The following is a 23,632-nucleotide window of genomic DNA, read 5'->3' as shown; positions in this document are numbered from 1 at the left end:
GCTGGGTTAACTCGCATCTGAATGGCCTCCATCATGGATTGGAAGTGCCCGGAAAGCGTGGTCAGCCGGAATGGCTTGCTGACGATGCTGGCCTCGCAGCAGTAGCCTTTCGGTCTTGCGTGAAGGACGGTAGACCGTGATTACGGTCTCGCCTGCAATCACCACACGGCAGCCACGCAACCGCTCCAATGCGTTGATCTCTTGCTTGCGTCGACGGATCTCTCGATCCACGTCCTGCCCGAGTAGCAGTAGGCTGTCGTCATCGACGGGCGTGCCGGCGCCGACGATCACAGAGATATCGGATTCGCGCAGGCCGCGCTGACGGATGCGGGACAGGGCGTGTTGGGTCAAGGTCAGGTTCATGTGCGTTGCTCCGTATCGGTGTTCTCGACAGCGGGTGCCGCGTCAGCGGTGCTGTCGGTGGCGACCTGCGATGAGTGGTTTCCCGGAAGGTTGGTTTTGACCTTGAAGCCAGGCATCTTGATTCGCATTGCCGTCATTTCGGCCACCGCTTGGCTCTGTTCCTCAAGCCAGCGCCGATACTCCTCTACATCGGCAGATTGTTTCTTCTCCCAGACCTCCGACAGATCGATGAGCCCATCCTGAATCCGTTCAAGGGTGCTTTGATCCGCCTTGTTGTCAGGATCGAGCCCGAGGTTGGCGCCGAAAACATACGTGGGAACAGCATAGTCAGGTGTCGCCCCACTGTAGCTGGCCGTGAACTCGATCGGGTGCTCCTCGAATAGACCGAGCGCCTTGAGGTCGTCCTGTAGGAAGTTGATGAAAGGCGAGTGCTCTTCGCCTTCATCGTCCTCGTATGTCACAAACAACTCACGCTCTCTCAGAGACTTGCGTTCCTCTTCGATCCAGTCGTAACGGTAGCCATCGTGGAATGCGCCGGGCAGATACGGCAACCGGCGGCATGCCTCCGCAGTGGCCGCCTCCAGCTCCCCCACAGTTTCATCGAGGGCAGTTTGGCGGGCGCGTAAGCTGCGTTCTGCGAGGATCAGAACGGCAAGCGGAGCCAGGTCCATGATCGCGTCTTCGGTCAAGTCCAAATGCCATTGCACGATGGTCAGAAAGGTGCGGGCCGCCCGGTCGATGCCACCCTTCACTGGGACGCGACTCCGCAACTTCAAGGTGTCCTTGGGGGCACGCGTCAACTCCTCCCATTTGACGCCGAGCGCCTTGCTCAGACGTTCACGGCTGCTCGGGCGGATGTTGTCGACCTGCTGACCTCGCTCCCAGCGGCTGATCTGGGTCTTGCTGATCTTGCTCTCATCGGCAAGCCGGTCTTGAGACCAGCCCCCCCGCAGCTTGCGATGGAGCTTTAGGGCTTCGGGGTTCAGGGTGTCGGTCATGGCGCGTCTCCTCGCTAACGTCGTTGCAGCAAAGAATAGACGCATCAGATGTTGACGTCGAGCGTCTTTATAGCGCTATTTGTCCTTAACGGCTAGCTGGAAGATCCATAAAGCACCCCAGCAGACGATCACTGGACGACACCAAGGTTACTGCGCGTGCGGATTGGCTCACAGGTCGCCGGCCCTAAAGACGCGGAAGGCGTCTTTAGGGCCGGCGTAACGGTTCCATCGATTGCTGGTGGGCGGTGCTGGATGGCATGAGGGTCAGTTCTCGCGTGGTTGCACCAGCGTACGCAGTTGCGAGAAATGACCTCGCTGACACCTACAGGGTACTGATTGCTACGATGTGATAACTGACCATTCTCACTACAACTTCGGGGCATATCGCGACCGATACGGTTCGCTCGACCAGGGCATCCCATGGCTCTTAATTGGCATGGATCACCAGTGGGACACCCGTGAGTCCGAGATGGAAATCGGTTGACCAGCATCGCGGGATCCGGAGGCTCTGCATCAGATGGAGCCCCAAGGCGTCAGTGAGCGTTAGATCCTGATCAGAGAACCGCCGCAAGATCCGGAGCGCTCCGTCCTGTTCATCACGCCCGACCGGATGCACCTGCATGGGTGTCATCACCTCGACCATGGCCATGAACTGAAGCGCCCGAGTACGGTCGTACCGCCGCAGAAACCATCCATGCGTCTCGGCAATCACGAGCGCTGACGTGATCAGGCGCGGCGGATTCGCAAACAAACGCTGGAAGAGTGGGTGATAGGTGTCCGAACGATCGAGAAAGGCGATCAACGCGGACGTGTCGACGTAGGCGTCAGGGCTTTGCGCCATAGACGATCTCGTCGACATGCTGGCTGGACTGCGGATCGCCGGACTCGACCATGCCGGCATACCGCATCCAGGGCTGATCGGAATCCAAGGGCAGCGCGTTGCGGAGCGAGCGGCGGACCAGTTCCGCCAGAGAAATACCAAGTCGTTCAGCTTCCGCTTTGGCCGCCGCGTAATCCGCTTCGGGCAGGCTGATTTGGGTTCGGATCATGGTGATCGCATCGCCGCGATGAAGTGTTACCAGATGCTACCCATCTGACCTCGGCGCGTCCATGAGTGCCGCCGGTGTCTGATCCTGACCAAGGCAACCTCTCAGTCCATCGAAACGCTACCAGCCGCGCTCCAATAACGGCCCAAGAAACCGCCCCGTATGCGACCGCGCATTGGCCGCGATCTCCTCGGGCGTTCCGACCCCGACGATCTCCCCTCCCTTGTCCCCGCCTTCCGGTCCTAAATCAATGATCCAGTCGGCCGTCTTGATGACATCCAGATTGTGCTCGATAACGACGACGGTGTTGCCCTGGTCGCGGAAGCGGTGCAGGACGTCGAGCAGGTGCTTGACGTCGTGGAAGTGCAGGCCGGTGGTCGGCTCGTCGAGGATGTAGAGGGTGCGGCCGGTGTCGCGCTTGGAGAGTTCTCGGCTGAGCTTGACGCGCTGGGCCTCGCCGCCGGAGAGGGTGGTGGCGCTTTGACCGAGGGTGACGTAGGACAGGCCGACGTCCATCAGGGTCTGGAGCTTGCGGTGGATGACCGGGACCGGGGCGAAAAAGGTCAGGGCGTCCTCGACCGTGAGGTTGAGCACCTCGTCGATGGTCTTACCCTTGTAGCGGATCTCCAGGGTTTCGCGATTGTAGCGGCGCCCCCGGCAGACCTCGCACTGGACATGGATGTCGGGCAGGAAGTGCATCTCGACCCGGATCAATCCGTCCCCTTTGCAGGCTTCGCAGCGTCCGCCCTTGACGTTGAAGCTGAAGCGTCCTGGCCCGTAGCCGCGCGAGCGCGCCTCCGGGACGTTGGCGAAGAGATCGCGCACCAGGTTGAACAGCCCGGTGTAGGTCGCCGGGTTGGAGCGCGGGGTGCGACCGATGGGGCTCTGGTCGATGTCGACCACCTTATCGAAATACTCAAGCCCCTCGATGGCGGTATGCGGGGCTGGATTCAGACTCGCCCCATTGAGCTGGCGGGCGATGACCGGGAACAGCGTGTCGTTGATGAGGGTCGATTTGCCGGAGCCGGAGACGCCGGTGACGCAGCAGAAGGTGCCGACCGGGATGGCGGCGTCGACCCCGCGCAGGTTGTTGCCGCTGGCGCCGAGGATGCGCAACTGGCGCTCGGGATCGTTGGGCGTGCGCCGGGTCGGGATCTCGATGCGCAACTCGCCCCGCAGATAGCGCCCGGTCAGGGAGCGGGGTTCGGCGGCGATCTGTTCGACGCCTCCCTGGGCGACGATCTCACCGCCGTGGACGCCGGCGCCCGGCCCCAGGTCCACCACCAGATCGGCGGCGCGGATCGCCTCCTCGTCGTGCTCGACCACGATCACGGTGTTGCCGATGTCGCGCAGGTGGGTCAGGGTCTTGAGCAAGCGGGCGTTGTCGCGCTGGTGCAGGCCGATGGACGGCTCGTCGAGGATGTACATGACCCCGACCAGCCCGGCGCCGATCTGGCTGGCGAGGCGGATGCGCTGGGCCTCGCCGCCGGAGAGGGTCTCGGCGCTGCGCTCCAGGGTCAGGTAGTCGAGCCCGACGTCGACCAGGAAACGCAGTCGGGTGGCGATCTCCTTGGTGATCCTGGAGCCGATCTCGCCGCGCTTGCCGGGAAGCTCCAGGGTCTCGAAATAGCGCAGCGACTCGCCGACCGGCAGGCCCGAGACGGCGGGCAGGTTGTGGTCGCCGACGAAAACGTGGCGGGCGGCCTCGTTCAGCCGCGAGCCCTGACAGGCCGGGCACGGCTGGTGCGACATGTAGCGCGCCAGTTCCTCGCGCACCGTGCTGGAGTCGGTCTCCCTGTAACGTCGCTCCATGTTGCGAACGATGCCCTCGAAGGGCCGCGCCTTGGGACTGCCCTTCTCGTAGGGCAGCTTGAGCTTGAGCTTGTCCTTGCCGCTGCCGTAGAGGACGACCGAGCGGATCGGCTCGGGCAGCTCGACCCAGGGGATCTCGACATCGAAGCCATAGTGTTCGCCGAGCGAGCGGATCATCTGGAAATAGTAGGCGTTGCGCCGGTCCCAGCCGCGCACCGCGCCGCCCGCCAGACTCAGTTCCGGATGCACGACCACCTTGGCCGGATCGAAAAAGGGCTCCACGCCCAGCCCGTCGCAGGTCGGGCAGGCGCCGGCCGGATTGTTGAAGGAGAAGAGACGCGGCTCCAGCTCGGCGATGCTGTAGCCGCAGACCGGACAGGCGAACTTGGCCGAGAAGGTCAGCTCGGGTCGATCGGATTCGTCGATCCAGCCGATGCGCGCGATACCGCCGGAAAGGTTGAGCGCGGTCTCGAAGGACTCGGCCAGACGCAACGCCAGGTCGGGGCGGACCCGGAAGCGGTCGATGACGACTTCGATATCGTGCTTCTTCTTGAGATCCAGCTCCGGCGGAGCGTCCAGCTCGCAGAGTGCCCCATCGATGCGGGCGCGCACGAAGCCCTGGGCGTGCAGCTCGGCGAGCAGACGCTGGTACTCGCCCTTGCGCGCCGAGACCACCGGGGCCAGCAGCATCAGCTTCTCGCCCTCCGGCAGGGCGAGCACCTGATCGACCATCTGGCTGACGGTCTGGGCGTCGAGCGGCTCGCCGTGGGTCGGGCAGCGCGGCTCACCCACGCGGGCGAACAGCAGACGCAGATAGTCGTGGATCTCGGTGATGGTGCCGACGGTCGAGCGTGGGTTGTGCGAGGTGGTTTTCTGCTCGATTGAGATGGCCGGCGACAGCCCCTCGATATGATCCAGATCCGGCTTCTCCATCATCGAGAGAAACTGACGGGCGTAGGAGGACAGCGATTCCACGTAGCGACGCTGACCCTCGGCATAAATGGTATCGAAGGCGAGCGAGGACTTGCCGGAGCCGGACAGACCCGTGAAGACGATCAACCGATCGCGCGGCAGATCCAGGTCAACGCTCTTGAGATTGTGGGTGCGCGCGCCACGGATGCGGATGGTGTGCATGAAGTCCGCCGGGGGATTTGGACAGGATGGAAGGGAGGCTCGGGATCGACAGGGTGGCGAAGTCCAGCGGCGGCCGGGCGACAAACCCTGTCGATCCCGCGGATCCGGTCCATTGAGTCGCGGACATCTGGCCTCGCTCGCGGGATGCGGCCTGGAAGAAGGCTACGTCTGCTGCCGCTCAAGCCAAGCTGCTATTATGCGAACCTTCGCCTTCAATACGCAAAGGCCGGTGTCCGTGAAGCGATCAGACAGACCCAACTCCGATATCCCCAACGTCCCGATGTCGGCCTCGGAACGGCGCGCGGCGGCCGGGCTCGCCGCCATCTTTTCGACCCGCATGCTCGGCCTCTTCATGGTGCTGCCGGTGCTGGCGATTCATGCCCATGATCTCCCCGGAGCGACGCCGATCCTGGTCGGACTGGCGATCGGCGCCTACGGTCTGACCCAGGCGCTGTTTCAGATCCCACTCGGTCTGCTGTCGGATCGGATCGGACGCAAGCCGGTGATCTATGGCGGACTGGCGCTCTTCCTGCTGGGCAGCCTGGTGGCGGCCATGGCGGACAGCATCCAGTGGATCATCCTGGGGCGCGTCCTCCAGGGCAGCGGGGCGATCGCCGCGGCCATCATCGCGCTGACCGCCGACCTCACGCGCGACGAGGTGCGCACCAAGGGGATGGCGGCGATCGGCATCAGCGTGGCGCTCTCGTTCGCCGCGGCGCTGGTCGCGGGTCCGCCGCTCACGGCCTGGATCGGCATCTCGGGGATCTTCTGGCTGACCGCCCTGCTCGCCATCGGCGGCATGCTGGTGCTCGCCTTTGTCGTGCCGGATCCGGAACACTCGACCATGCATCGCGATTCCCAGCCGGTGCTGGAGCAGCTCGCGGGAGTGGTGCGCAACCCGACCCTGGTCCGCCTGGATCTCGCCATCTTCATGCTGCATCTGACCATGGTCAGCCTCTTCGTGGTGCTTCCGCTCTCGCTGCGGGACGCGGGTCTACCCTTGGCCGATCACTGGATAATCTATCTCCCGGCGGTGCTCCTGGCGATTCTCGCCATGGTGCCCTTCATCGTGCTGGCCGAGCAGCGAGGCCAGGCACGGCCGGTGCTGCTCGGGTCGGTGAGCGTGCTGGCCTTCTCCATGCTGGGCTTCTTCCTCTTCAACCAGTCGCTCTGGGTCGTCGGCGTCCTGCTGGTGGTGGTCTTCACCATATTCAATCTGCTGGAGGCGGTGCTGCCCTCGCTGGTCTCGAAGGCCGCGCGTGCCGGGGCCAAGGGCACGGCGATGGGGGTCTTTTCCAGCTCCCAGTTCGTCGGCGCCTTTCTCGGCGGGTTGCTGGGCGGGATCGCGCACGAGACCTTCGGGGCCGACGCGGTCTATCTGGTCGGCGCCCTGACCTCGCTGATCTGGATCGGCCTGATGATGACCCTGTCGATTCCCGAGAACCTGACGCGCCATGTCCTCGCCCTGGGAGCGACGCCCGCGAGCGATGCCCTGGGGCTTGAGCAACGCCTGCTCGAGGTGCCGGGAGTCAAGGAGGTGGTGATCGCGCTCGACGAGGGCGTCGCCTATCTCAAGGTGGACAGTCGACAACTCGATTGGGCAAGATTGCGGGCTTTTTCCTCGGCCAGCGCCTGATCGGGGCGCCGGTCAACTCAACTACCAGTTCGACAAATAGTCACCCAGGCGCGGCGCTGGGTGGGAGGCAGATATGGCGGCACGCGGTGTCAACAAAGTGATCCTGATCGGCAATCTCGGGGCCGACCCCGAGGTGCGTTACATGCCGAGCGGCGATGCGGTGGCCAACGTCCGGATCGCGACCAGCGATTCCTGGAAGGATCGCAACACCGGCGAGATGCAGGAGCGGACCGAGTGGCACAACGTGGTCTTCTTCGGCAAGCTGGCCGAGATCGTCAAGCAGTATGTCCGCAAGGGCTCGAAGATCTATGTCGAGGGCAAGCTGCGCACGCGCAAATGGCAGGGACAGGACGGCCAGGACCGTTATACGACCGAGATCGTCGTGGATATTAGCGGCACCATGCAGATGCTCGACAGCCGTCAGGGCGGTGGATCCTCGGTGCCCTTCGATGACGCGCCCGCGCCACCGCCTTCACGCGGCGGCAGCCGTGCCCCGGCCCGCGAGAGCGGCCATCAAGGCGGCCTGGATCAGGGCGGCCCTGGTGGCGCCCAGGCCGATTTTGACGACGATATCCCGTTCTGACCGTCTTCCAGGGAGAGGATCTCATGCGCACCCTGCTCGTGACCGGCGGCGCCGGCTTCATCGGCGGCAATTTCGTCCATTACATCCTGGACCAGACCGAGGCCCGCGTGATCAATCTGGATCGGCTGACCTACGCCGGCAATCTGGACACCCTGGCCGACCTGGGCGGCAACCCGCGCCATGTCTTCGTTCAGGGTGATATCGCCGATGCCGAACTGGTCGGGCGGCTGCTGCGCGACTACGAGGTCGAGGCGGTGGTCAATTTCGCCGCCGAGAGCCATGTGGATCGCTCGATCGACGCACCTGGCGCCTTCATCCAGACCAACGTGGTCGGCACCTTCAACCTGCTCGACCGCGCGCGCGCCCATTGGGCCGAGCTTGGCGACGCGGCCAGGGCCGGGTTTCGGTTTCTGCATGTCTCGACCGACGAGGTCTATGGCTCGCTGGGGCCGACCGGGCTCTTCAGCGAGACCACCCCCTACGCACCCAACTCGCCCTACTCCGCCTCCAAGGCGGCCTCCGATCATCTGGTGCGCGCCTGGTTCCACACCTATGGTCTGCCGGTGCTCACCACCAACTGCTCCAACAATTACGGCCCCTACCAGTTTCCGGAGAAACTGATTCCGCTGATGATCCTCAAGGCCCAGCGCGGCGAACCGCTGCCGGTCTATGGGGACGGGGGCAACATCCGCGACTGGCTGTACGTCATGGATCACTGCAAGGCGATCCGGCGGGTGTTGGAAGCGGGTCGGCCGGGCGAGGTCTATAACGTCGGCGGCAACAGCGAGCGCACCAACCTGGAGGTGGTCGATACGCTCGGCGCCCTGCTCGACGAATGTCTCCCCGACTCACCGCACCGCCCGCACATCCAGCTCAAGCGGTTCGTCACCGATCGCCCCGGACACGATCGTCGCTATGCCATCGACGCCGGCAAGCTCAAGCGCGAATTGGGCTGGGAGCCCGAGGAGACCTTCGAATCCGGTCTGCGGCGGACGGTGACCTGGTATCTGGAGAACCCCGACTGGTGCCGGCGCGTCACCGACGGGAGCTACCTGGGAGAACGTCTGGGCGCCGGCGGCGTCCCGAGGGGAATATGATATGAATCGTAAGGGAATCATCCTCGCCGGCGGATCCGGCACCCGGCTGTATCCACTGACGCGCACGATCAGCAAGCAACTGCTGCCGGTCTACGACAAGCCGATGATCTACTACCCCCTGTCCACGCTCATGCTGGCGGGGATTCGCGAGATCCTGATCATCTCCACGCCCCAGGATCTGCCGATGTTCCGCTCGCTGCTGGGCGACGGCGCCCAATGGGGCCTCGAACTGAGCTACGCCGAGCAGCCGCATCCGGGCGGTCTGGCGCAAGCCTTCCTGATCGGCAAGACGTTCGTCGGCGAGGCGCCCTCCTGTCTCGTCCTCGGCGACAACATCTTTCACGGCCATGGCCTGGTCGATCAGCTCAAGAGCGCGAGCGCCAGGGAAACGGGGGCCACGGTCTTCGGCTATTACGTCTCGGATCCCGAGCGCTACGGCGTCGCGCAATTCGATGCCTCGGGCCAGGTGCTCGGCATCGAGGAGAAACCGCGCGCGCCCAAGTCCAACTGGGCGGTGACGGGCATCTATTTCTATGACGGCCAGGCGTGCGCGCTGGCGGAGTCGCTCAAGCCCTCCCCGCGCGGCGAGCTGGAGATCACGGATCTGAACAACCGCTATCTCCAGCAAGGCCAACTCTCGCTGGTGCGCATCGGGCGCGGCACCGCCTGGCTCGACACCGGCACTCACGAGTCCCTGATGCAGGCCGGTCAGTTCATCGAGACGATCGAGAAACGCCAGGGACTCAAGATCTGCTGTCCGGAAGAGATCGCCTACTTCAATGGCTGGATCGATGCCGAGCGGCTCCAGGCGCTGGGAGAGGCATTGCGCAAAAGTGGCTATGGTGAATACCTGCTGTCGCTGCTTCGTCGAGGCCAGTTATGAACGTCATCGAGACCGCCATCCCTGGCGTGCTCATCATCGAACCCAAGGTCTGGGGCGATGAGCGCGGCTATTTCATGGAGACCTATCGCGCCGGCCAGTACGCCGAGCTAGGCATCCCCGCCACCCTGGTGCAGGACAATCAGTCCTTTTCGCGCCGGGGCGTGCTCCGGGGGCTGCATGTTCAGCACCCCGGCGCGCAGGGCAAACTGGTGCAGGTGCTGGCCGGCGAGGTGTTCGACGTGGCGGTCGATATCCGGCGCGGATCGCCCCATTTCGGACACTGGGTGGGCGTGACCCTCTCCGGCGAGAACAAGCGCCAGCTCTGGGTTCCGCCCGGATTCGCCCACGGCTTCCTGGTCACCGCGGAGAGCGCCCTCTTCGTCTACAAGAACACCCATTACTACCGTCCTGAAACCGAATTCAGCGTCCGATGGGACGATCCCGATATCGGCATCGAATGGCCCCTGGACGGAGCCCCGGAGCTTTCCCGCAAGGATCTGGAAGCGGCCCGCCTGAAGGACATCGCGCCGGATCGCCTCCCCAGCCTCGAGGATTACAGATGACTCAGCACACCCAGGCCGGTACTCGGCCGCGATTGCTCCTGATTGGCGCCAACGGCCAGGTCGGCTGGGAGCTGCGCCGCACGCTCGCCTGTCTGGGCGATGTCGTCGCCGCCTCGCTGGAGGGCGAGTACGGCCCGGCGATCGATCTGATGGACGCCGGCGCGCTGGCGCGACTGATCCAGGACAGCCGGCCCGACGCCGTGATCAACGCCGCCGCCTACACGGCGGTCGACAAGGCCGAATCCGACCAGGCGACCGCCCGGCGGATCAACGCCGAGGCGGTCGGCGAGATGGGCGCCCTGCTGGCCAAAACGGGTACGCCGATCATCCATTACTCGACCGATTTCGTCTTCTCGGGCAACCTGGGCCGTCTCTACACCGAGGCGGACACGCCCGATCCGCTCAACGTCTATGGCGAAACCAAACTCGGCGGCGAGCGCGCCCTGCTGGACTCCGGCGCCAAGGCGCTGATCTTTCGCACCAGTTGGGTCTACGGCGCGCGCGGGGCCAACTTCCTGCTCACCATGCGGCGACTGTTCGCGGAACGCGATGAACTGCGGATCGTCGATGATCAGATCGGCTCGCCCACCTGGAGCCGAATGCTGGCCGAGGCGACCGCGCTGGTGCTGCACCGGGTGCTGCGCGGCGAGCTCGACCTGGAGCAGGTCGGTGGACTCTACCATCTGACCGGAGCCGGCCAGGTCAGTTGGCATGGCTTCGCCAGCGCCATTCTGGAGGCCAGCGGGCTGGAAACCAGACTGATCCCGATCCCCTCGTCCGAATATCAGGCCCCGGCGAAACGCCCCATGTTCTCGGTCCTGGACAATCGGCGCTTTCAGGAGACCTTTGGGCTGGCCATGCCCGATTGGCGACTCTCGCTCGCGCAGTGTCTTGAGGAGTTGAAATAGGGCGCGCGGCGATGGCTTGAAACGCCACTGGCGGGGATCGCCAGCCGACCCCGCCGCGCCCCATGTCCAGGACTCGCCCTAGACGCTCGAGTCCAGCGCATCGGGCGTCTTCGGCCAGGCGGTCAGAACGGCCTGAACGAGCGTGGCCAGGGGGATTGCGAAGAAGACCCCCCAAAAGCCCCAGAGCCCGCCGAAGACGAGTATGGCGACGATGATGGCGACCGGATGCAGGTTGACCACCTCGGAGAAGATCAGCGGCACCAGAACATTGCCGTCCAACGCCTGGATGATCGCGTAGGCGAGCGTCAGCCAGGCGAATGAAGGCGACCAGCCCCACTGAAACCAGGCCACCAGCAGCAGCGGCACGGTGACGACCGCGGCCCCGATATAGGGGATGATGACCGACAGCCCGACCAACAGGGACAGCAACATCGAATACTTCAATCCGAAGGCTTGAAAGGTCAGGTAACTCACGCCCCAGACGATCAGGATCTCCCACGCCTTGCCGCGAACATAGTTGGAGATCTGTCGATCCACGTCCTTCCAGACATCGCCCGCGATCCCGTGGTATTTGGGAAGATAGACGCGGAACCAGCCGAGGATCAGATCCTTGTCCTTCATGAAGAAGAACACCAGGATCGGCATCAGGATCAGGTAAACCAGGATGGTGATCACGCCAGCCACGTTCGCCAGCGACCAGGACAGCACCTGCTGCCCGAAGGAGACGGCCTCCGAGCGCATGAAGGTGATCAACTCGTCGAGCTGCCCCTGTGAGACCAGCTCCGGATAGCGCTCGGGCAGATTCATGAAGACCCGTGTCCCATCCGAGACCATGTTCGGCAACTGCTGGACCAGTTCCGTGATCTGGCGCGAGAGGAGCGGCAAGACGCCCACCAGCACCAGCACCACGAAGACCAGGAACAGGATGTAGATCAGCAGGACGCTCGGCAGGCGCGGCATTCCGCGCCGCTGGAGCTGTCCCACCAGACCCTCCAGGAGATAGGCGATCACGATACTCGCCAGGACCGGGGCGAGCATGTCGCCCATGATGATCACGATGGCGAAGACGGTCAGCAAAAGCAGCCCGAGAAAGACGATCTGCGGGTCGGACAGGTGCCGCTTGAACCAGCTTGCGACGATATTCATGGATAACGACTAACCCTGCGATCCGAATTTGGCTCGATAGTCCTGATAATGGCGAGCGAACAGGGCTTCCAACTCATCGATGACCTCGCTGGCGGCGCGCCCCTGGAGCAGATGGGACGACATCAAGACCGAGGTCTCGTTGAGCAGGGCGCCGCGTTCGAGCATGTCATAGGCTTGGGAGAGGCGTTTGATGGCGCCGACCACGGTCTCGTGTTCCGGCCGGGCCTGGATTCTTGGCTCGCGCGCGACCGACTCGGTAGGGTCGGAGCGGAGACGTTGCGCCAGAAAATCGGCGAAGGCGAGCAGCGTCTCACGATCGGCCGCTTCCAGCCTCCGAAAACACTTGATCAAGCGCCGTTCGTCGGCGGATCCCGATGGAAGACTCATCACGCGGAATGACCCTGGCTAAGGCGTTGTCGTGGCTCCGGGCGGGAGATCGCCCGAGCGCCGAGATCATACGCTCGGGGCCGCCCTTCGCCTATGGAGGACTCGGGACTTTCTCGCTGCGGGCGCGGCAATAATCGCGCGCGAAGTCGAGCAGTTCCTCCATCACCCGCAGCCTGAATTTCTGCTTCTGATGCACGAAGGAAAAGGGACGGAAGAGCGGAGGATCCAACTGAACCGCGACCAGGGTGCCGAGCTTGAGTTCCTTCTGGATCGTCGTCATGGAGACCACCGAGATGCCCATGCCCGCCTCCACGGCGCCCTTGACCGCCTCGGGGCTACCCAACTCCATGGCGACCTTCAGGACCGAACGGCAGCCGGGCTGGAGTTGGAGATAGTCACCGATGACCTCGCGGGTGCCCGAACCCTCCTCGCGGCAGATGAAGGGATATTCGAGCAGGGCCGGAACGCTGATGGCGCCGACCGAGGCCAATGGATGACCCGGTGGCACGATGACCACCAACCGATCCCGCTTGCAGACCTCGACGACCAGATTTTTGTTGGCGACCGGGGCCTCGACCACGCCCAGATCGATGGCATTGTTCTCGACCATCGCTACGATGCCATCGCTGTTGGCCACCTTGAGGTGGATCTGCACGTCCGGATAGCGCTCCTTGAAATCCCCGAGCAGGGCCGGGAGCATGTACTCGGCGATGGTAGTGCTGGCCCCAATGGTGAGCGCGCCGCTGATCTCCCCGGTGATCCCGCGGACCGCGTTCTCCATTTCCGCGTAGAGGTCGAAGATCCGCTCGGCCGATTCGAAGACGGCGCGACCAGCCTCGGTAAGGCTGATGCGGTTGTGGGTGCGATCGAACAAGCGGGTGTTGAAGTGCTCCTCCAACTGACGAACCTGGAAGGTAACCGCCGGCTGGGTCATGTGGAGCGCCTCGGCGGCCTTGGTGAAGCTGAGGAGCCGAGCGACGGTATGAAACACCTGAAGTCTACGGTCAGCCATCCAGATAGGACTCGTCGCGAATACCCGAATAGAAAATGCTTATATCATAGACGACTGATGACGAGATAGCCTCGGGCCGGGCGCGACTTCGGCGATTCTCACGGCCCCAGCCACCCGGTTTGGGGGCCTGGATGGCGAGGCGCCTCGCGAGGCCCCTGGGCTGGGGTAAACGAACCTGAACCCCAACATTGATCCGCCAGCGGGGACGTTGGGGTTCGCTCTCGCTCACCCCATCTACGAATGGCGGCCGTTAGGCCTCACTTTTGGTCGCACCCCCGAGATCCATGGAACTTGCGCCGAGAGGATCCTAAGGTATCCTTTCGGAACTCAAACACCATCGTCGAGTCTCAATCTCGGCAAACACTTCATAATCAATCGCCAAGAGCAGGAGTGAAACTCAACATGGCTAATCCGGGAATTTCCGTCGTTCGAACCGCGAAAGACGCCCAAGGCGCGGTCGCGCCCAACAAGGTACTGAAAAACACCTACATGCTGCTGTCGGCGACGCTCGGCTTCAGCGCCGTGACCGCCATGCTGTCGCTCGCGCTCGCCGTGCCACCCTGGACCTACATGGCATCCGTCATCGTCTCCATGGTGCTCGGCATCTTCGTGCTGCCCAGAACCGCCAACTCGGCGAGCGGCATCGGCGTGATCTTTCTCATCACCGGCCTGCTTGGCTTCGGGCTCGGTGCCATCCTGAGCATGTATCTGGCCCTGCCGAACGGCCCGCAGATCGTCGGACTCGCCTTCGGCGGCACCGCGACCATCTTCCTCGGGCTGTCCGGTTACGCCCTGACCAGCAAGCGCGATTTCAGCTTCATCGGCGGCTTCATCTTCGCCGGCATGATGGTGGCCATGATCGCCATGATCGCCAACATCTTCCTGCAGATCCCGGCCCTCTCGCTGGCCATCTCCTCCGTCATCATCCTGCTGATGAGCGGCTTCATCCTGTTCGATACCAGCCGGATCGCACGGGGCGAGGAGACCAACTACATCATGGCCACCTACGGGATCTATCTGAGCATCTTCAACATCTTCGTCAGCCTGTTGCAGATCCTCGGCATCATGGGCGGCGACGACTGAGCGAGTGCCGGTAGCCGACCCCAAACCCCGGCCCCGTGCCGGGGTTTTTGCTTGTATCCGGAGCTGTCGAACGGAGAATTCCATGGAACTCTTTCTGAAGATCACCGCCGCCATTCTGCTCGGTCTCATGCTCTTCTATCTCTGGCCCGTCTACAAACACTGGCAGGAAAACGGTCCCAAGGCCCAGAAAGGCGACTGGCAGGCCGCCATCCTGCCGCTGGGCGCGGTCGTGCTGTTCGTCATCCTGCTGGTGATGGCGGTACGGTGAGGCGCGCGCGGGAGGCTGAATCTCCGCGGCATCGGGGGCTCGCACCTACGTCGATTCAGGTCGATGAGGCACGGCGCCGGCCTTGGAGACGATGATTCCGATCGGCGAAATACAGGGGGCCACGGGCCTGTGCTATGTTTCGATGGCAGGCTCACCAAGCCGGTCCGGCCCCATGGCTGACCCCATCCAGGCGAAACGTCGCGCCACTTCAGGTGCCCAGCGTCAAGCCTTTCAACGCGGCGGTACACGAAACCCATGTTCGGCTTTCTCCAGGGTCTGGCCTACGGGCTCTTTCTCTCCTGTCTGCCGTGGTTGCTCATCGGCATGATCGACCCGCGTCTGGTCCTGCCGACCGAGACCCCCACGCGGTTTCGGGTGCTGATTCGCTATTGGCTGATCGTGCCCTTCATCGCCGGGCTCATCTGGGTCACCTCCCTGTGGGGTGGTTTCGGGCCGACCTTAAGCGGATGGCTGGCCGGTCTGGCGGCCATTCCGGTGGCGATCCCGGTGGAGCGGGCCTGGCGCCGCTGGCGTCTGGCGCTGGCCGAGCGTCAGCGCGCAGCCCATCAGGCGGCGCTGGCGATGCAGGCGCGGATCGCGCTGGAGCGAGAGGCACGCGAGCGGGGAATCGCCGTGCTGGATCCAGAGCGCCCGCCGCTGGAGAGCGATGAGGTGATCCTCGGACTCTGGGAGGCCAAGAAGCGCCTGCTGGCGGCGGGACGTCCCGACCTGGCCATCCAGGCCGACCGGCTCTATACCCGCCATGGCCATGTCGACGCCGTGCTGCGCGGCAAATTCGACCCGAGGGAGTTGACCCTCGAACGTTCGCGGGGACTGGTGGGCGAGGTCTCCAGGACCGCGCTGGATAATCTGAACGCCATGGCCTCGATCGCCCGTGGCGTGGCCGGCGTGGACGCCGACTATGTGCGCCGCCGCCTTGCCCAGGAACGGACCGGGATGCCGGCCGAGGAGCGGCTGGCCCTGACCCGGCGACTCGATCTGGTCGCGGAGACCGAGCAGCGCCTGCGGGAGCTGAGCGCGCGGAACGAGGCCGCCATCACGGCCCTGGACGACGCGGCGGTGGCTGTGGCGTCCGTGGAAACCGACCGACCCCAGGCATCCGTGGCGGCGGATCAGGCCCTGGCCGATCTGCGCCGCTTCGCGGAGAAGGCGCATCACTACGGGCGCGACGCCTGAAGGACCGCCAAGGCTCCGCGCTCCACCTCCCAGGGCGCGCGGCGCACCACCCTGACAACGACCGGCCAGCGCCTGACGCGAGGAACCTCATGAACACGTCCAAATCTCTTCGAACGACCGATGACACCCGCTTCAATCTCTCGCTGCCCCCAGCGGCGGAGATCGAGGCACGGGTGAAACAGGAGACCGACCCCGAGACCACGCTGGACGATCCCGAACTGCTCGCCATGGCCGACGCCTTCGTGGCCGAGGTGCTCAAGGCGACGGACCAGGATGGGGTCGACCGCCGTCAGCGTCAGGCCGTGGAAGAGATGGGTCTGGAGGTCCAGCGGCAGGCCGCCCATCGCAGCCAGATGCTTCAGGCGCCGATCCGCAAGCTGGCCCACCAGGGTGACGAGGGCGGACCGGTGGCCCGCTCGCTGGTGGATCTGCGTATCCGCATGCAGGAGTTGGATCCCCAGCGCTACGACCTGAGCCGGGCGGGACTGACACGGCTCCTGGCCCTGATCCCCGGCATCGGCACGCCGCTGCAACGCTATTTCCAGAAGTTCGAGACCGCGCAGGAGGCGCTCGACGGCATCATCAAGGATCTGGAGGCCGGCAAGAACATGCTGCATCGGGACAACCTGACCCTGAGCGACGATCAGCAGTCACTGCGCGACAGCCTGGATCAGTTGCGTCGTCAGATCGGACTGGGCCGGATCATCGATCGGCGTCTGGAAGAAAAGGCGCTGGAGCTACCCCAGGAAGATCCCAAGCGACGCTTCTTGGACGAGGAGCTGCTGTTTCCGCTGCGCCAGCGCATCCTGGATCTGCAACAGCAATTGGCGGTCAGTCAGCAGGGCATCATGGCCCTGGAGGTGGTGATCCGGAACAACCGGGAGCTGATGCGCGGCGTGGATCGGGCCATCAATGTGACGGTCTCGGCCCTGAATGTCGCGGTCACCGTCGCGCTGGCCCTGGCCAATCAGCGTCTGGTGTTGGATCGGGTGGAAGCCTTGAACACCACCACATCGAACCTGATCGCCGGCACCGCCAAGGCGCTGCGCACCCAGGGCGTGGAGATCCAGACCCGCGCCGCGTCCACGGTGCTCGACATGAAACAGTTGGAACAAGCCTTCACGGATGTGATCGGAGCGATCGACGAGGTCTCGCGTTACCGGCGCGAGGCCCTGCCCCGTCTCGATGCCCAGATCGACCGACTTGAGGTTCTGGCGAACCAGGGCGATGCCGCGATTCAGCGCATGGACAAGGGCGATGCGGCACGGGTTGGAGAGGTGATCGCTCCCTGAGGCCGGGCGGCGCGGATGAGCGCCGCCCGGTTCACCGTGGTGAAGGCACCGCCATTGACATCAGTCGGCGTCATACCCCAGCACCGGCGCCAGCCAGCGTTCGGCCTCGGCGAGCGTCATCCCCTTGCGGACGGCGTAGTCCTCGACCTGGTCCTTTTGGACCCTGCCGACGCCGAAATAGCGCGCCTGCGGATGCGGGAAATACCAGCCGGAGACGGCGGCGGTGGGCAGCATGGCGAAGTTTTCGGTCAGGGTGATGCCGACGCGCCGCTCGGGTTCAAGCAAACGCCAGAGCGTGCCTTTCTCGGTGTGATCCGGGCAGGCGGCATAGCCGGGTGCGGGGCGGATGCCCTGGTACTTCTCGGCGATCAGTTCCTCGTTGCTCAGGGTCTCGTCCGCCGCATAACCCCAGTAGCGGGTACGCACCAGTTGATGCAGGCGCTCGGCGAAAGCCTCGGCGAGCCGGTCAGCGAGGGCCTTGAGCATGATGGCGCTGTAGTCGTCGTGATCGGCCTCGAAACGCGCCAGATGCGCCTCGATCCCGACCCCGGCGGTGAGGGCGAAGGCGCCGATCCAGTCCTCGTGGTCTGCGGGCGCAATGAAATCCGACAGACAGAAGTTGGGCTGATTGCGCCCGGCGTCGCGCGGCATCTGCTGGCGCAGGTTGTGCAGCCGTTCGAGTGGCCGGGTACGTTCGGCGTCGGCGAAGAGCAGAATGTCGTCGTCGCCAACCCCATTGGCCGGGAAGAACCCGATGACCGCGCGCGCCTCCAGCCAGTGCTCGCTGACCAGACGCCCCAGAAAGTCCTGGGCGTCGGCATAGAGCTTGCGGGCCTCCTCGCCGACAATCGCATCGTCGAGAATGTCCGGGAAACGCTTGTGGGCGAGTTCCCAGGCGTGGAAGAAGGGCAGCCAGTCGATGCTGTGAACCAGATCGTCGAGCGGGAAATCCGCGATGGTGGCGATTACACCGCCGCCGACCGACTCCACCTGGAGCGTCCAGGGCGCGGAGTCGTTGAACCCGGCATCGAGCAGCGCGGGGCGCGGCGGCGCGGTGCTGGACCAGTCGATCGGCACCCGGTTGGCGCGCGCGGCGGCGATCGGCATGGATTTACGCACCGACTCCTTGCCCTCGCGCTCGGCGCGGACGCGGGCATAGTCCTCGCTGATTGAGGCGAGATAATCCCCGCGCAGCTCGTCGCTCAGCAGGTTGGAGGCGACGCCGACCGCCCGCGAGGCGTCCGGCACATAGATGACGGGCGCGCCGCGCTGGGGCGCGATCTTGATGGCGGTATGGACCTTGGAGGTGGTCGCGCCGCCGATCAGCAGCGGGATCTCCATCCCGAGCCGGGCCATCTCCTTGGCGACATGCACCATCTCGTCGAGCGAGGGGGTGATGAGACCGGAGAGTCCGACGATATCGACCTGCTCCTCCCGCGCCCGCTGGAGGATGGTGTCGGCCGAGACCATGACCCCGAGGTCGATGACCTCGTAGTTGTTGCATTGCAGGACCACGCCGACGATGTTTTTGCCGATATCGTGCACGTCGCCCTTGACGGTGGCCATGAGGATGCGGCCGTTGTTGGTGCTGAGGTCGCCGGAAGCGGCCTTCTCGGCCTCCAGGAAGGGGAAGAGATAGGCCACCGACTTCTTCATGACCCGCGCCGACTTGACCACCTGCGGCAGGAACATCTTGCCCGCGCCGAAGAGGTCGCCGACGTGGTTCATCCCGGCCATCAGCGGCCCCTCGATGACCAGCAGCGGACGCCCGAGCAGAAGGCGCGCCTCCTCGGTGTCCTCGTCGATATAGTCGGTGAGGCCCTTGACCAGGGCGTGCTCCAGACGCTTCTCGACCGGCCAGCCGCGCCACTCCTGCTCCTCCGGACGCACCTCTTCCGCGCCATCGCCCTGGTATTTGGGCGCGATCTCCAGCAGACGCTCGGTGGAATCGTCGCGCCGGTTGAGGATGACATCCTCGACCGCCTCGCGCAGCTCCGCCGGCAGGTCGTCATAGATCGCGAGTTGCCCGGCGTTGACGATCCCCATGTCCATGCCGGCCTGGATGGCGTGATAGAGAAAGACCGCGTGGATCGCCTCGCGTACCGGGTTGTTGCCGCGGAAGGAGAAGGAGACGTTGGAGACGCCGCCCGAAACCTTGGCATGGGGCAGCGTCCGCTTGATCTCGCGCGTGGCCTCGATGAAATCGACGGCGTAGTTATTGTGCTCCTCGATGCCGGTGGCGACCGCGAAGATGTTGGGGTCGAAGATGATGTCCTCGGCCGGGAAGCCGACCTGCTTGGTGAGGATTTTGTAGGCGCGGGTGCAGATCGCGATCTTGCGCGCCTGGGTGTCGGCCTGGCCGGTCTCGTCGAAGGCCATGACGATGACCGCCGCGCCGTAGCGCCGGCACAGCCGCGCCTGGTGCAGGAACTTCTCCTCGCCCTCCTTGAGCGAGATGGAGTTGACGATGGGCTTGCCCTGGACGCATTTGAGCCCGGTCTCGATAACCTCCCACTTGGAGGAGTCGATCATCACCGGCACCTTGGCGATGTCCGGCTCGGCCGCGACCAGGTTGAGGAAGCGCCCCATGGCCGCGATCGCGTCCAGTAGGCCCTCGTCCATGTTGATGTCGATCACCTGGGCGCCGTTCTCGACCTGCTCCAGCGCCACGCTCAAGGCGGTGTCGTAGTCGCCCTCCTTGATCAGCCGCTTGAAGCGTGCCGAGCCGGTGACGTTGGTGCGCTCACCGACGTTCACGAAGAGCGTCTCGGCGCCGATGTTGAATGGCTCCAGACCCGAGAGCCGGCAGGCCGGTGCGAGGCTCGGCAACGGGCGCGGGGCCATCCCGGCGACCGCTTCGGCGATGGCGCGGATGTGATCGGGCGTGGTCCCGCAGCAGCCGCCGATGATATTGAGGAAGCCCGAGCGCGCCCAATCGCCGATCTCGGCCGCCATCTGCTCCGGCGTCAGATCGTAGCCGCCAAGATCGTTCGGCAGCCCGGCGTTGGGATGGGTGGAGACGCGGCACTCGCTGATGCGCGCCAGCTCCTCGACATACTGGCGCAGCTCATAGGGTCCGAGCGCGCAGTTCAGCCCGATGCTGATCGGCTCGGCATGCCGCAGCGAGTTATAGAAGGCTTCGGTCGTCTGTCCCGTCAGGGTCCGACCCGATTGGTCTGTGATGGTGCCCGAGAGCATGATCGGGCGCTCGACGCCGTCCTCGTCGAACACCTGGCGCACCGCGAAGATGGCGGCCTTGGCGTTCAGGGTGTCGAAGATGGTCTCGATCAGAATGATGTCCGCCCCGCCCTCGATCAGACCCCGCGTGGATTCCTGATAGGAAGCGACCAGGGTATCGAAGTCGATATTGCGGAACCCCGGATCGTTGACGTCCGGGGAGATGGAGGCGGTGCGATTGGTCGGACCCAGCACCCCGGCGACGAAACGCGGCTTCTCGGGGGTGGCGTAGGCGTCCGCGCAGCTCCGCGCCAGCCGCGCGGCGGCGACGTTGATCTCATGCGCCAGGGCCTCCATGCCGTAATCGGCCATGGAGACACGGGTCGCGTTGAAGCTGTTGGTCTCGATGATGTCCGCGCCGGCCTCAAGATACTGGCGATGGATGCCGCCAATCACCTCGGGGCGGGTCAGTGTCAGCAGATCATTGTTGCCCTTGAGGTCGCTCGGCCAATCCGCGAAGCGCTCGCCGCGATAATCGGCCTCGGTCAGGCGATGGCGCTGGATCATGGTGCCCATGGCGCCGTCGAGGATGAGGATGGAGCGTTCGAGACGCTCGCGCAGACGGGAGGCTGAATCGGACATGGATGCTCGCGGATGTTGGATCTGGACGGAAGCGACTCGTCGCATGCGACCGGCGGCGGTGGACGAGACGCGCGGAAGACTTGTCTAGCGCGCTCGTCGCAAGGGGCGATAGCGCTCGCTCTGTTCGTGCCCGTCCCAGACCCGAGGCTGTTCCAGCCATTTCTGAATGAAGGCCCAGGAAGCGCGGTAGCCGTCGTGCGGAAGCCGGCAGTCGGAACAGTCCTTGCGGCGAAGTCCGTACCTGTCGGTATAGACCCGATAGGGTCCGGGACAGTCGTAGGCGATCAGCGGACAATAGCAGAAAAGGCAGTTGAATTCCCGCCTGACCCCTTGATGGCAGGGATAAAAGGGGCATTCCCGATTGGTGAAGCCCTTGAAGGACTCGTTGCTGGTGCTGTCCTTGGGTTGCATGGCATCTAAACTGAAAAGCTCGTTGAGGGTTCTTCGGATTCGAGAACTGTCGATCTCGAAGTGGGATGGCTCCGATGTTCTTCTTCAAGAGGGCCGGCATACGCGGCAGACCAGCAGCCGGGGTTTCGAAGCGCAATCCCGTTTGATCGTTGGGGTTCATGGGCGGCGGGACAACCCCGTTGTCAACCCGTCACCTCATCCCAGAGAAGGTACGCGATGCGTACCCTACCTTTTAACCTGGCTAGCTGGCTTGCCAAAACTAACCGATTAGGTTAATTTTTTTCATGGAGAAACGAACCCCACACTGCCGGTTGTCTGTTGTCAAAGCGTTGATTGATGAGGGCAAGGTGCGGATGACGCAAAGCGCCATCATTGGTGGAAGGCGACTGGGTTTCGATGCGGACGGCATCCTGGCAACGGTGTTAGCTCTCGCGCCAACTGACTTCTACAAGTCCATGACGACCCATGCGGATCACCGGATTTGGCAAGATGTCTACTGCGCGACCAGCTCGGTCGGTGACCTGTATGTGAAACTGACCGTTGTTGACGAGGTGTTAATCGTGTCATTTAAGGAGCTATGAACATGCAATGTCCCGTTTGTGGCGCCGCCGAACTGGTGCATGATACTCGCGACGTGTCTTTCATTTATAAGGGCGAAACCACGATGATTCCTGCCGTGACGGGCGATTTTTGCCCCGCCTGTGCTGAATCGGTTCTGGATCTGACGGAATCGCGTCGTTTTAGCGAGCAGGCCGGCGATTTCATGAAACAGGTGAATGCCGCGATTGTCGATCCGGGCTTCATCGCCAGCGTTCGCAAGAAGCTTGCGCTCGATCAGCGCGAAGCGGCAGCGATCTTTGGTGGTGGCGTCAACGCCTTTTCACGCTACGAAAACGGCAAGACCAAACCACCCCTGGCGCTGGTCAAATTGCTCAAGGTACTTGACCGTCACCCCGAGTTGCTGGACGAGGTCAGAGCAGCGTAGTTCGTCAGGGTGGTGATCCGTGGGGAAGATATGCGATGAAGTACCGACCTGGCGATGACGTATCACACCCGCATCCCACAGGCAGGCCAGCATGCGTTACCGTCGCGATCGCACCAACGGCGCCACCTATTTTTTCACCGTCGTGACCATGCGGCGGGAGCCGTGGTTTGCTAACGAGACCGCCGTTGGTCAGTTGCGCGAGGCCTTTCGCGCCGAGATGGTACGGCGGCCGTTTGTGATCGACGCCATCGTGATCATGCCCGATCACATTCATGCCGTATGGTCATTGCCGGTCGGGGACGCGGATTATCCCATCCGATGGCGCAATATCAAACGCGCATTCACCGCGTGCATTCCGGCCGACCAGCGCCCCGTGGTATTTTCCAGCCGGCAACGCAAGGGCGAACAGGCCATTTGGCAGCGGCGGCATTGGGAACACCGCATCCGCGATGAGCGGGATTTCGCCCGGCATGTTGATTACATTCATTTCAACCCGGTCAAACACGGGTATGTGGCGCGCCCCGTCGATTGGCCGTACAGCAGCATCCATCGGTTTATCCGCCAGTCGATGTTGACGTCCGATTGGGGATGCGCGCCGATGGATTTACCAGAAGGGATCGGTCACGAGTAGGTTGAGTGACCGCCCTTGTTGACGTGGCGGATCGGGTGATGCGGTTGGTGGCGGTCACCCAACATCACCGCCAGGATATGAACAAATTGCCCCCGTTTCCCGATGGTGAGTCGAGAATATCTGATTGATCGGCGGCAATGTTGGGTTGCCAACAGCGGCAACCCAACCTACGGCGCTACGGCGCTACGGCGCTATTTTGCTTCAATTCAGCTTCGGCTTCGGCTTCCGCCGATAAAATCTGACATCATTACCTGATGTTACGCAGCCGCCGCTTTCAAGCGCCTGAGTTCGCCGAAAGCATGCTGAAGCGCCTCGACATAGAGCTTCGCGCGGAGTGCGAAATGGTTGAGCTTGTGGGCCCGCTTGAGGCATTCGAGC

The 23,632-nt window shown here is 63.8% G+C and carries 23 protein-coding genes and 1 pseudogene; 13 read left to right on the top strand and 11 right to left on the bottom strand.

What is annotated here, in order from left to right; translation table 11 throughout:
• Window positions 1-6: 6 nt before the first annotated feature.
• The 5 genes from CKO27_RS17090 to uvrA all read right to left on the bottom strand — a co-directional run bounded on the left by CKO27_RS17090 (window position 7) and on the right by uvrA (window position 5,353).
• Window positions 7-363: a DUF4258 domain-containing protein gene (locus CKO27_RS17090; RefSeq protein WP_200376128.1), complete on the bottom strand. Its 357-nt coding sequence runs from the start codon at window positions 361-363 to the stop codon at window positions 7-9.
• The gene (locus tag CKO27_RS17085; protein WP_200376127.1) at window positions 360-1,361 is read right to left on the bottom strand and encodes a helix-turn-helix domain-containing protein; all 1,002 of its coding nucleotides are present in this window, start codon (window positions 1,359-1,361) and stop codon (window positions 360-362) included. The genes CKO27_RS17090 and CKO27_RS17085 overlap by 4 nt, the downstream gene beginning before the upstream one ends.
• A gap of 427 nt (window positions 1,362-1,788) precedes the next feature.
• Entirely contained in the window at window positions 1,789-2,202 is a 414-nt protein-coding gene (locus tag CKO27_RS17080; protein WP_200376126.1) for a type II toxin-antitoxin system VapC family toxin, read from the bottom strand.
• Window positions 2,186-2,410, bottom strand: coding sequence for a ribbon-helix-helix protein, CopG family (locus CKO27_RS17075; RefSeq protein WP_200376125.1), 225 nt, complete (start codon window positions 2,408-2,410; stop codon window positions 2,186-2,188). The genes CKO27_RS17080 and CKO27_RS17075 overlap by 17 nt, the downstream gene beginning before the upstream one ends.
• Before the next feature lie 117 nt (window positions 2,411-2,527).
• A complete protein-coding gene (gene uvrA, locus CKO27_RS17070; RefSeq protein WP_200376124.1) occupies window positions 2,528-5,353 on the bottom strand; it encodes an excinuclease ABC subunit UvrA in 2,826 nt (941 codons plus the stop codon).
• Window positions 5,354-5,633: 280 nt separating this feature from the next.
• On the opposite strand from uvrA, the gene CKO27_RS17065 reads away from it, so the two are divergent.
• From CKO27_RS17065 to rfbD, 6 genes are all read left to right on the top strand, one after another.
• Window positions 5,634-6,989, top strand: a complete 1,356-nt coding sequence (locus tag CKO27_RS17065; protein ID WP_338116088.1) for an MFS transporter — start codon at window positions 5,634-5,636, stop codon at window positions 6,987-6,989.
• A gap of 73 nt (window positions 6,990-7,062) precedes the next feature.
• Window positions 7,063-7,572: a single-stranded DNA-binding protein gene (gene ssb, locus CKO27_RS17060; protein ID WP_200376123.1), complete on the top strand. Its 510-nt coding sequence runs from the start codon at window positions 7,063-7,065 to the stop codon at window positions 7,570-7,572.
• Between the two features lie 23 nt (window positions 7,573-7,595).
• A complete protein-coding gene (gene rfbB, locus CKO27_RS17055; protein WP_200376122.1) occupies window positions 7,596-8,669 on the top strand; it encodes a dTDP-glucose 4,6-dehydratase in 1,074 nt (357 codons plus the stop codon).
• Window position 8,670: 1 nt separating this feature from the next.
• Window positions 8,671-9,552, top strand: coding sequence for a glucose-1-phosphate thymidylyltransferase RfbA (gene rfbA, locus CKO27_RS17050; RefSeq protein WP_200376121.1), 882 nt, complete (start codon window positions 8,671-8,673; stop codon window positions 9,550-9,552).
• Window positions 9,549-10,115 carry a dTDP-4-dehydrorhamnose 3,5-epimerase gene (gene rfbC / locus CKO27_RS17045; RefSeq protein WP_200376120.1) on the top strand — a complete coding sequence of 189 codons (567 nt, stop codon included), beginning with the start codon at window positions 9,549-9,551 and terminating at the stop codon, window positions 10,113-10,115. Before rfbA ends, rfbC begins: the two co-directional genes overlap by 4 nt.
• Entirely contained in the window at window positions 10,112-11,023 is a 912-nt protein-coding gene (rfbD, locus tag CKO27_RS17040; RefSeq protein ID WP_200376119.1) for a dTDP-4-dehydrorhamnose reductase, read from the top strand. Before rfbC ends, rfbD begins: the two co-directional genes overlap by 4 nt.
• A 78-nt stretch (window positions 11,024-11,101) precedes the next feature.
• On the opposite strand, the gene CKO27_RS17035 is transcribed toward rfbD, so the two are convergent.
• The 3 genes from CKO27_RS17035 to CKO27_RS17025 all read right to left on the bottom strand — a co-directional run bounded on the left by CKO27_RS17035 (window position 11,102) and on the right by CKO27_RS17025 (window position 13,568).
• Window positions 11,102-12,169, bottom strand: coding sequence for an AI-2E family transporter (locus CKO27_RS17035; protein WP_200376118.1), 1,068 nt, complete (start codon window positions 12,167-12,169; stop codon window positions 11,102-11,104).
• A 9-nt stretch (window positions 12,170-12,178) separates the two neighbouring features.
• The gene (locus tag CKO27_RS17030; protein ID WP_200376117.1) at window positions 12,179-12,556 is read right to left on the bottom strand and encodes a hypothetical protein; all 378 of its coding nucleotides are present in this window, start codon (window positions 12,554-12,556) and stop codon (window positions 12,179-12,181) included.
• A gap of 91 nt (window positions 12,557-12,647) precedes the next feature.
• Window positions 12,648-13,568, bottom strand: coding sequence for a LysR family transcriptional regulator (locus tag CKO27_RS17025; RefSeq protein ID WP_200376116.1), 921 nt, complete (start codon window positions 13,566-13,568; stop codon window positions 12,648-12,650).
• 402 nt (window positions 13,569-13,970) lie between these two features.
• Here CKO27_RS17025 and CKO27_RS17020 point away from each other — a divergent pair, with 402 nt between their 5' ends.
• The 4 genes from CKO27_RS17020 to CKO27_RS17005 all read left to right on the top strand — a co-directional run bounded on the left by CKO27_RS17020 (window position 13,971) and on the right by CKO27_RS17005 (window position 17,408).
• The gene (locus tag CKO27_RS17020) at window positions 13,971-14,651 is read left to right on the top strand and encodes a Bax inhibitor-1/YccA family protein (protein ID WP_200376115.1); all 681 of its coding nucleotides are present in this window, start codon (window positions 13,971-13,973) and stop codon (window positions 14,649-14,651) included.
• 82 nt (window positions 14,652-14,733) lie between these two features.
• Window positions 14,734-14,919 carry a hypothetical protein gene (locus CKO27_RS17015; RefSeq protein WP_200376114.1) on the top strand — a complete coding sequence of 62 codons (186 nt, stop codon included), beginning with the start codon at window positions 14,734-14,736 and terminating at the stop codon, window positions 14,917-14,919.
• Window positions 14,920-15,174: 255 nt separating this feature from the next.
• Window positions 15,175-16,116, top strand: coding sequence for a cobyrinic acid a,c-diamide synthase (locus CKO27_RS17010; protein ID WP_200376113.1), 942 nt, complete (start codon window positions 15,175-15,177; stop codon window positions 16,114-16,116).
• 89 nt (window positions 16,117-16,205) lie between these two features.
• Window positions 16,206-17,408, top strand: a complete 1,203-nt coding sequence (locus tag CKO27_RS17005) for a toxic anion resistance protein (RefSeq protein ID WP_200376112.1) — start codon at window positions 16,206-16,208, stop codon at window positions 17,406-17,408.
• Window positions 17,409-17,468: 60 nt separating this feature from the next.
• Here the strand turns inward: CKO27_RS17005 and metH are convergent, their stop codons facing one another.
• Entirely contained in the window at window positions 17,469-21,227 is a 3,759-nt protein-coding gene (gene metH / locus CKO27_RS17000; RefSeq protein WP_200376111.1) for a methionine synthase, read from the bottom strand.
• A gap of 84 nt (window positions 21,228-21,311) precedes the next feature.
• Window positions 21,312-21,638, bottom strand: coding sequence for a cysteine-rich small domain-containing protein (locus tag CKO27_RS16995; RefSeq protein ID WP_200376110.1), 327 nt, complete (start codon window positions 21,636-21,638; stop codon window positions 21,312-21,314).
• A 284-nt stretch (window positions 21,639-21,922) separates the two neighbouring features.
• On the opposite strand from CKO27_RS16995, the gene CKO27_RS16990 reads away from it, so the two are divergent.
• From CKO27_RS16990 to CKO27_RS16980, 3 genes are all read left to right on the top strand, one after another.
• Complete coding sequence (locus tag CKO27_RS16990; protein WP_200376109.1) at window positions 21,923-22,219, top strand: type II toxin-antitoxin system MqsR family toxin; 297 nt, start codon at window positions 21,923-21,925, stop codon at window positions 22,217-22,219.
• Window positions 22,220-22,221: 2 nt separating this feature from the next.
• Window positions 22,222-22,623 carry a type II toxin-antitoxin system MqsA family antitoxin gene (locus tag CKO27_RS16985; protein ID WP_200376108.1) on the top strand — a complete coding sequence of 134 codons (402 nt, stop codon included), beginning with the start codon at window positions 22,222-22,224 and terminating at the stop codon, window positions 22,621-22,623.
• A 91-nt stretch (window positions 22,624-22,714) separates the two neighbouring features.
• Window positions 22,715-23,254, top strand: a complete 540-nt coding sequence (locus CKO27_RS16980) for an REP-associated tyrosine transposase (protein WP_200376107.1) — start codon at window positions 22,715-22,717, stop codon at window positions 23,252-23,254.
• Between the two features lie 257 nt (window positions 23,255-23,511).
• Here CKO27_RS16980 and CKO27_RS24615 read toward each other — a convergent pair.
• Window positions 23,512-23,632 (bottom strand): annotated as a pseudogene (locus CKO27_RS24615) (IS701 family transposase); the annotation flags it as partial.

The organism is Thiocystis violacea, assembly GCF_016583575.1.
Classification (GTDB): Bacteria; Pseudomonadota; Gammaproteobacteria; order Chromatiales; family Chromatiaceae; genus Thiocystis; species Thiocystis violacea.
Note: the sequence above shows the minus strand (reverse complement) of the source record. Positions and strands in the feature narration are given on the sequence as shown.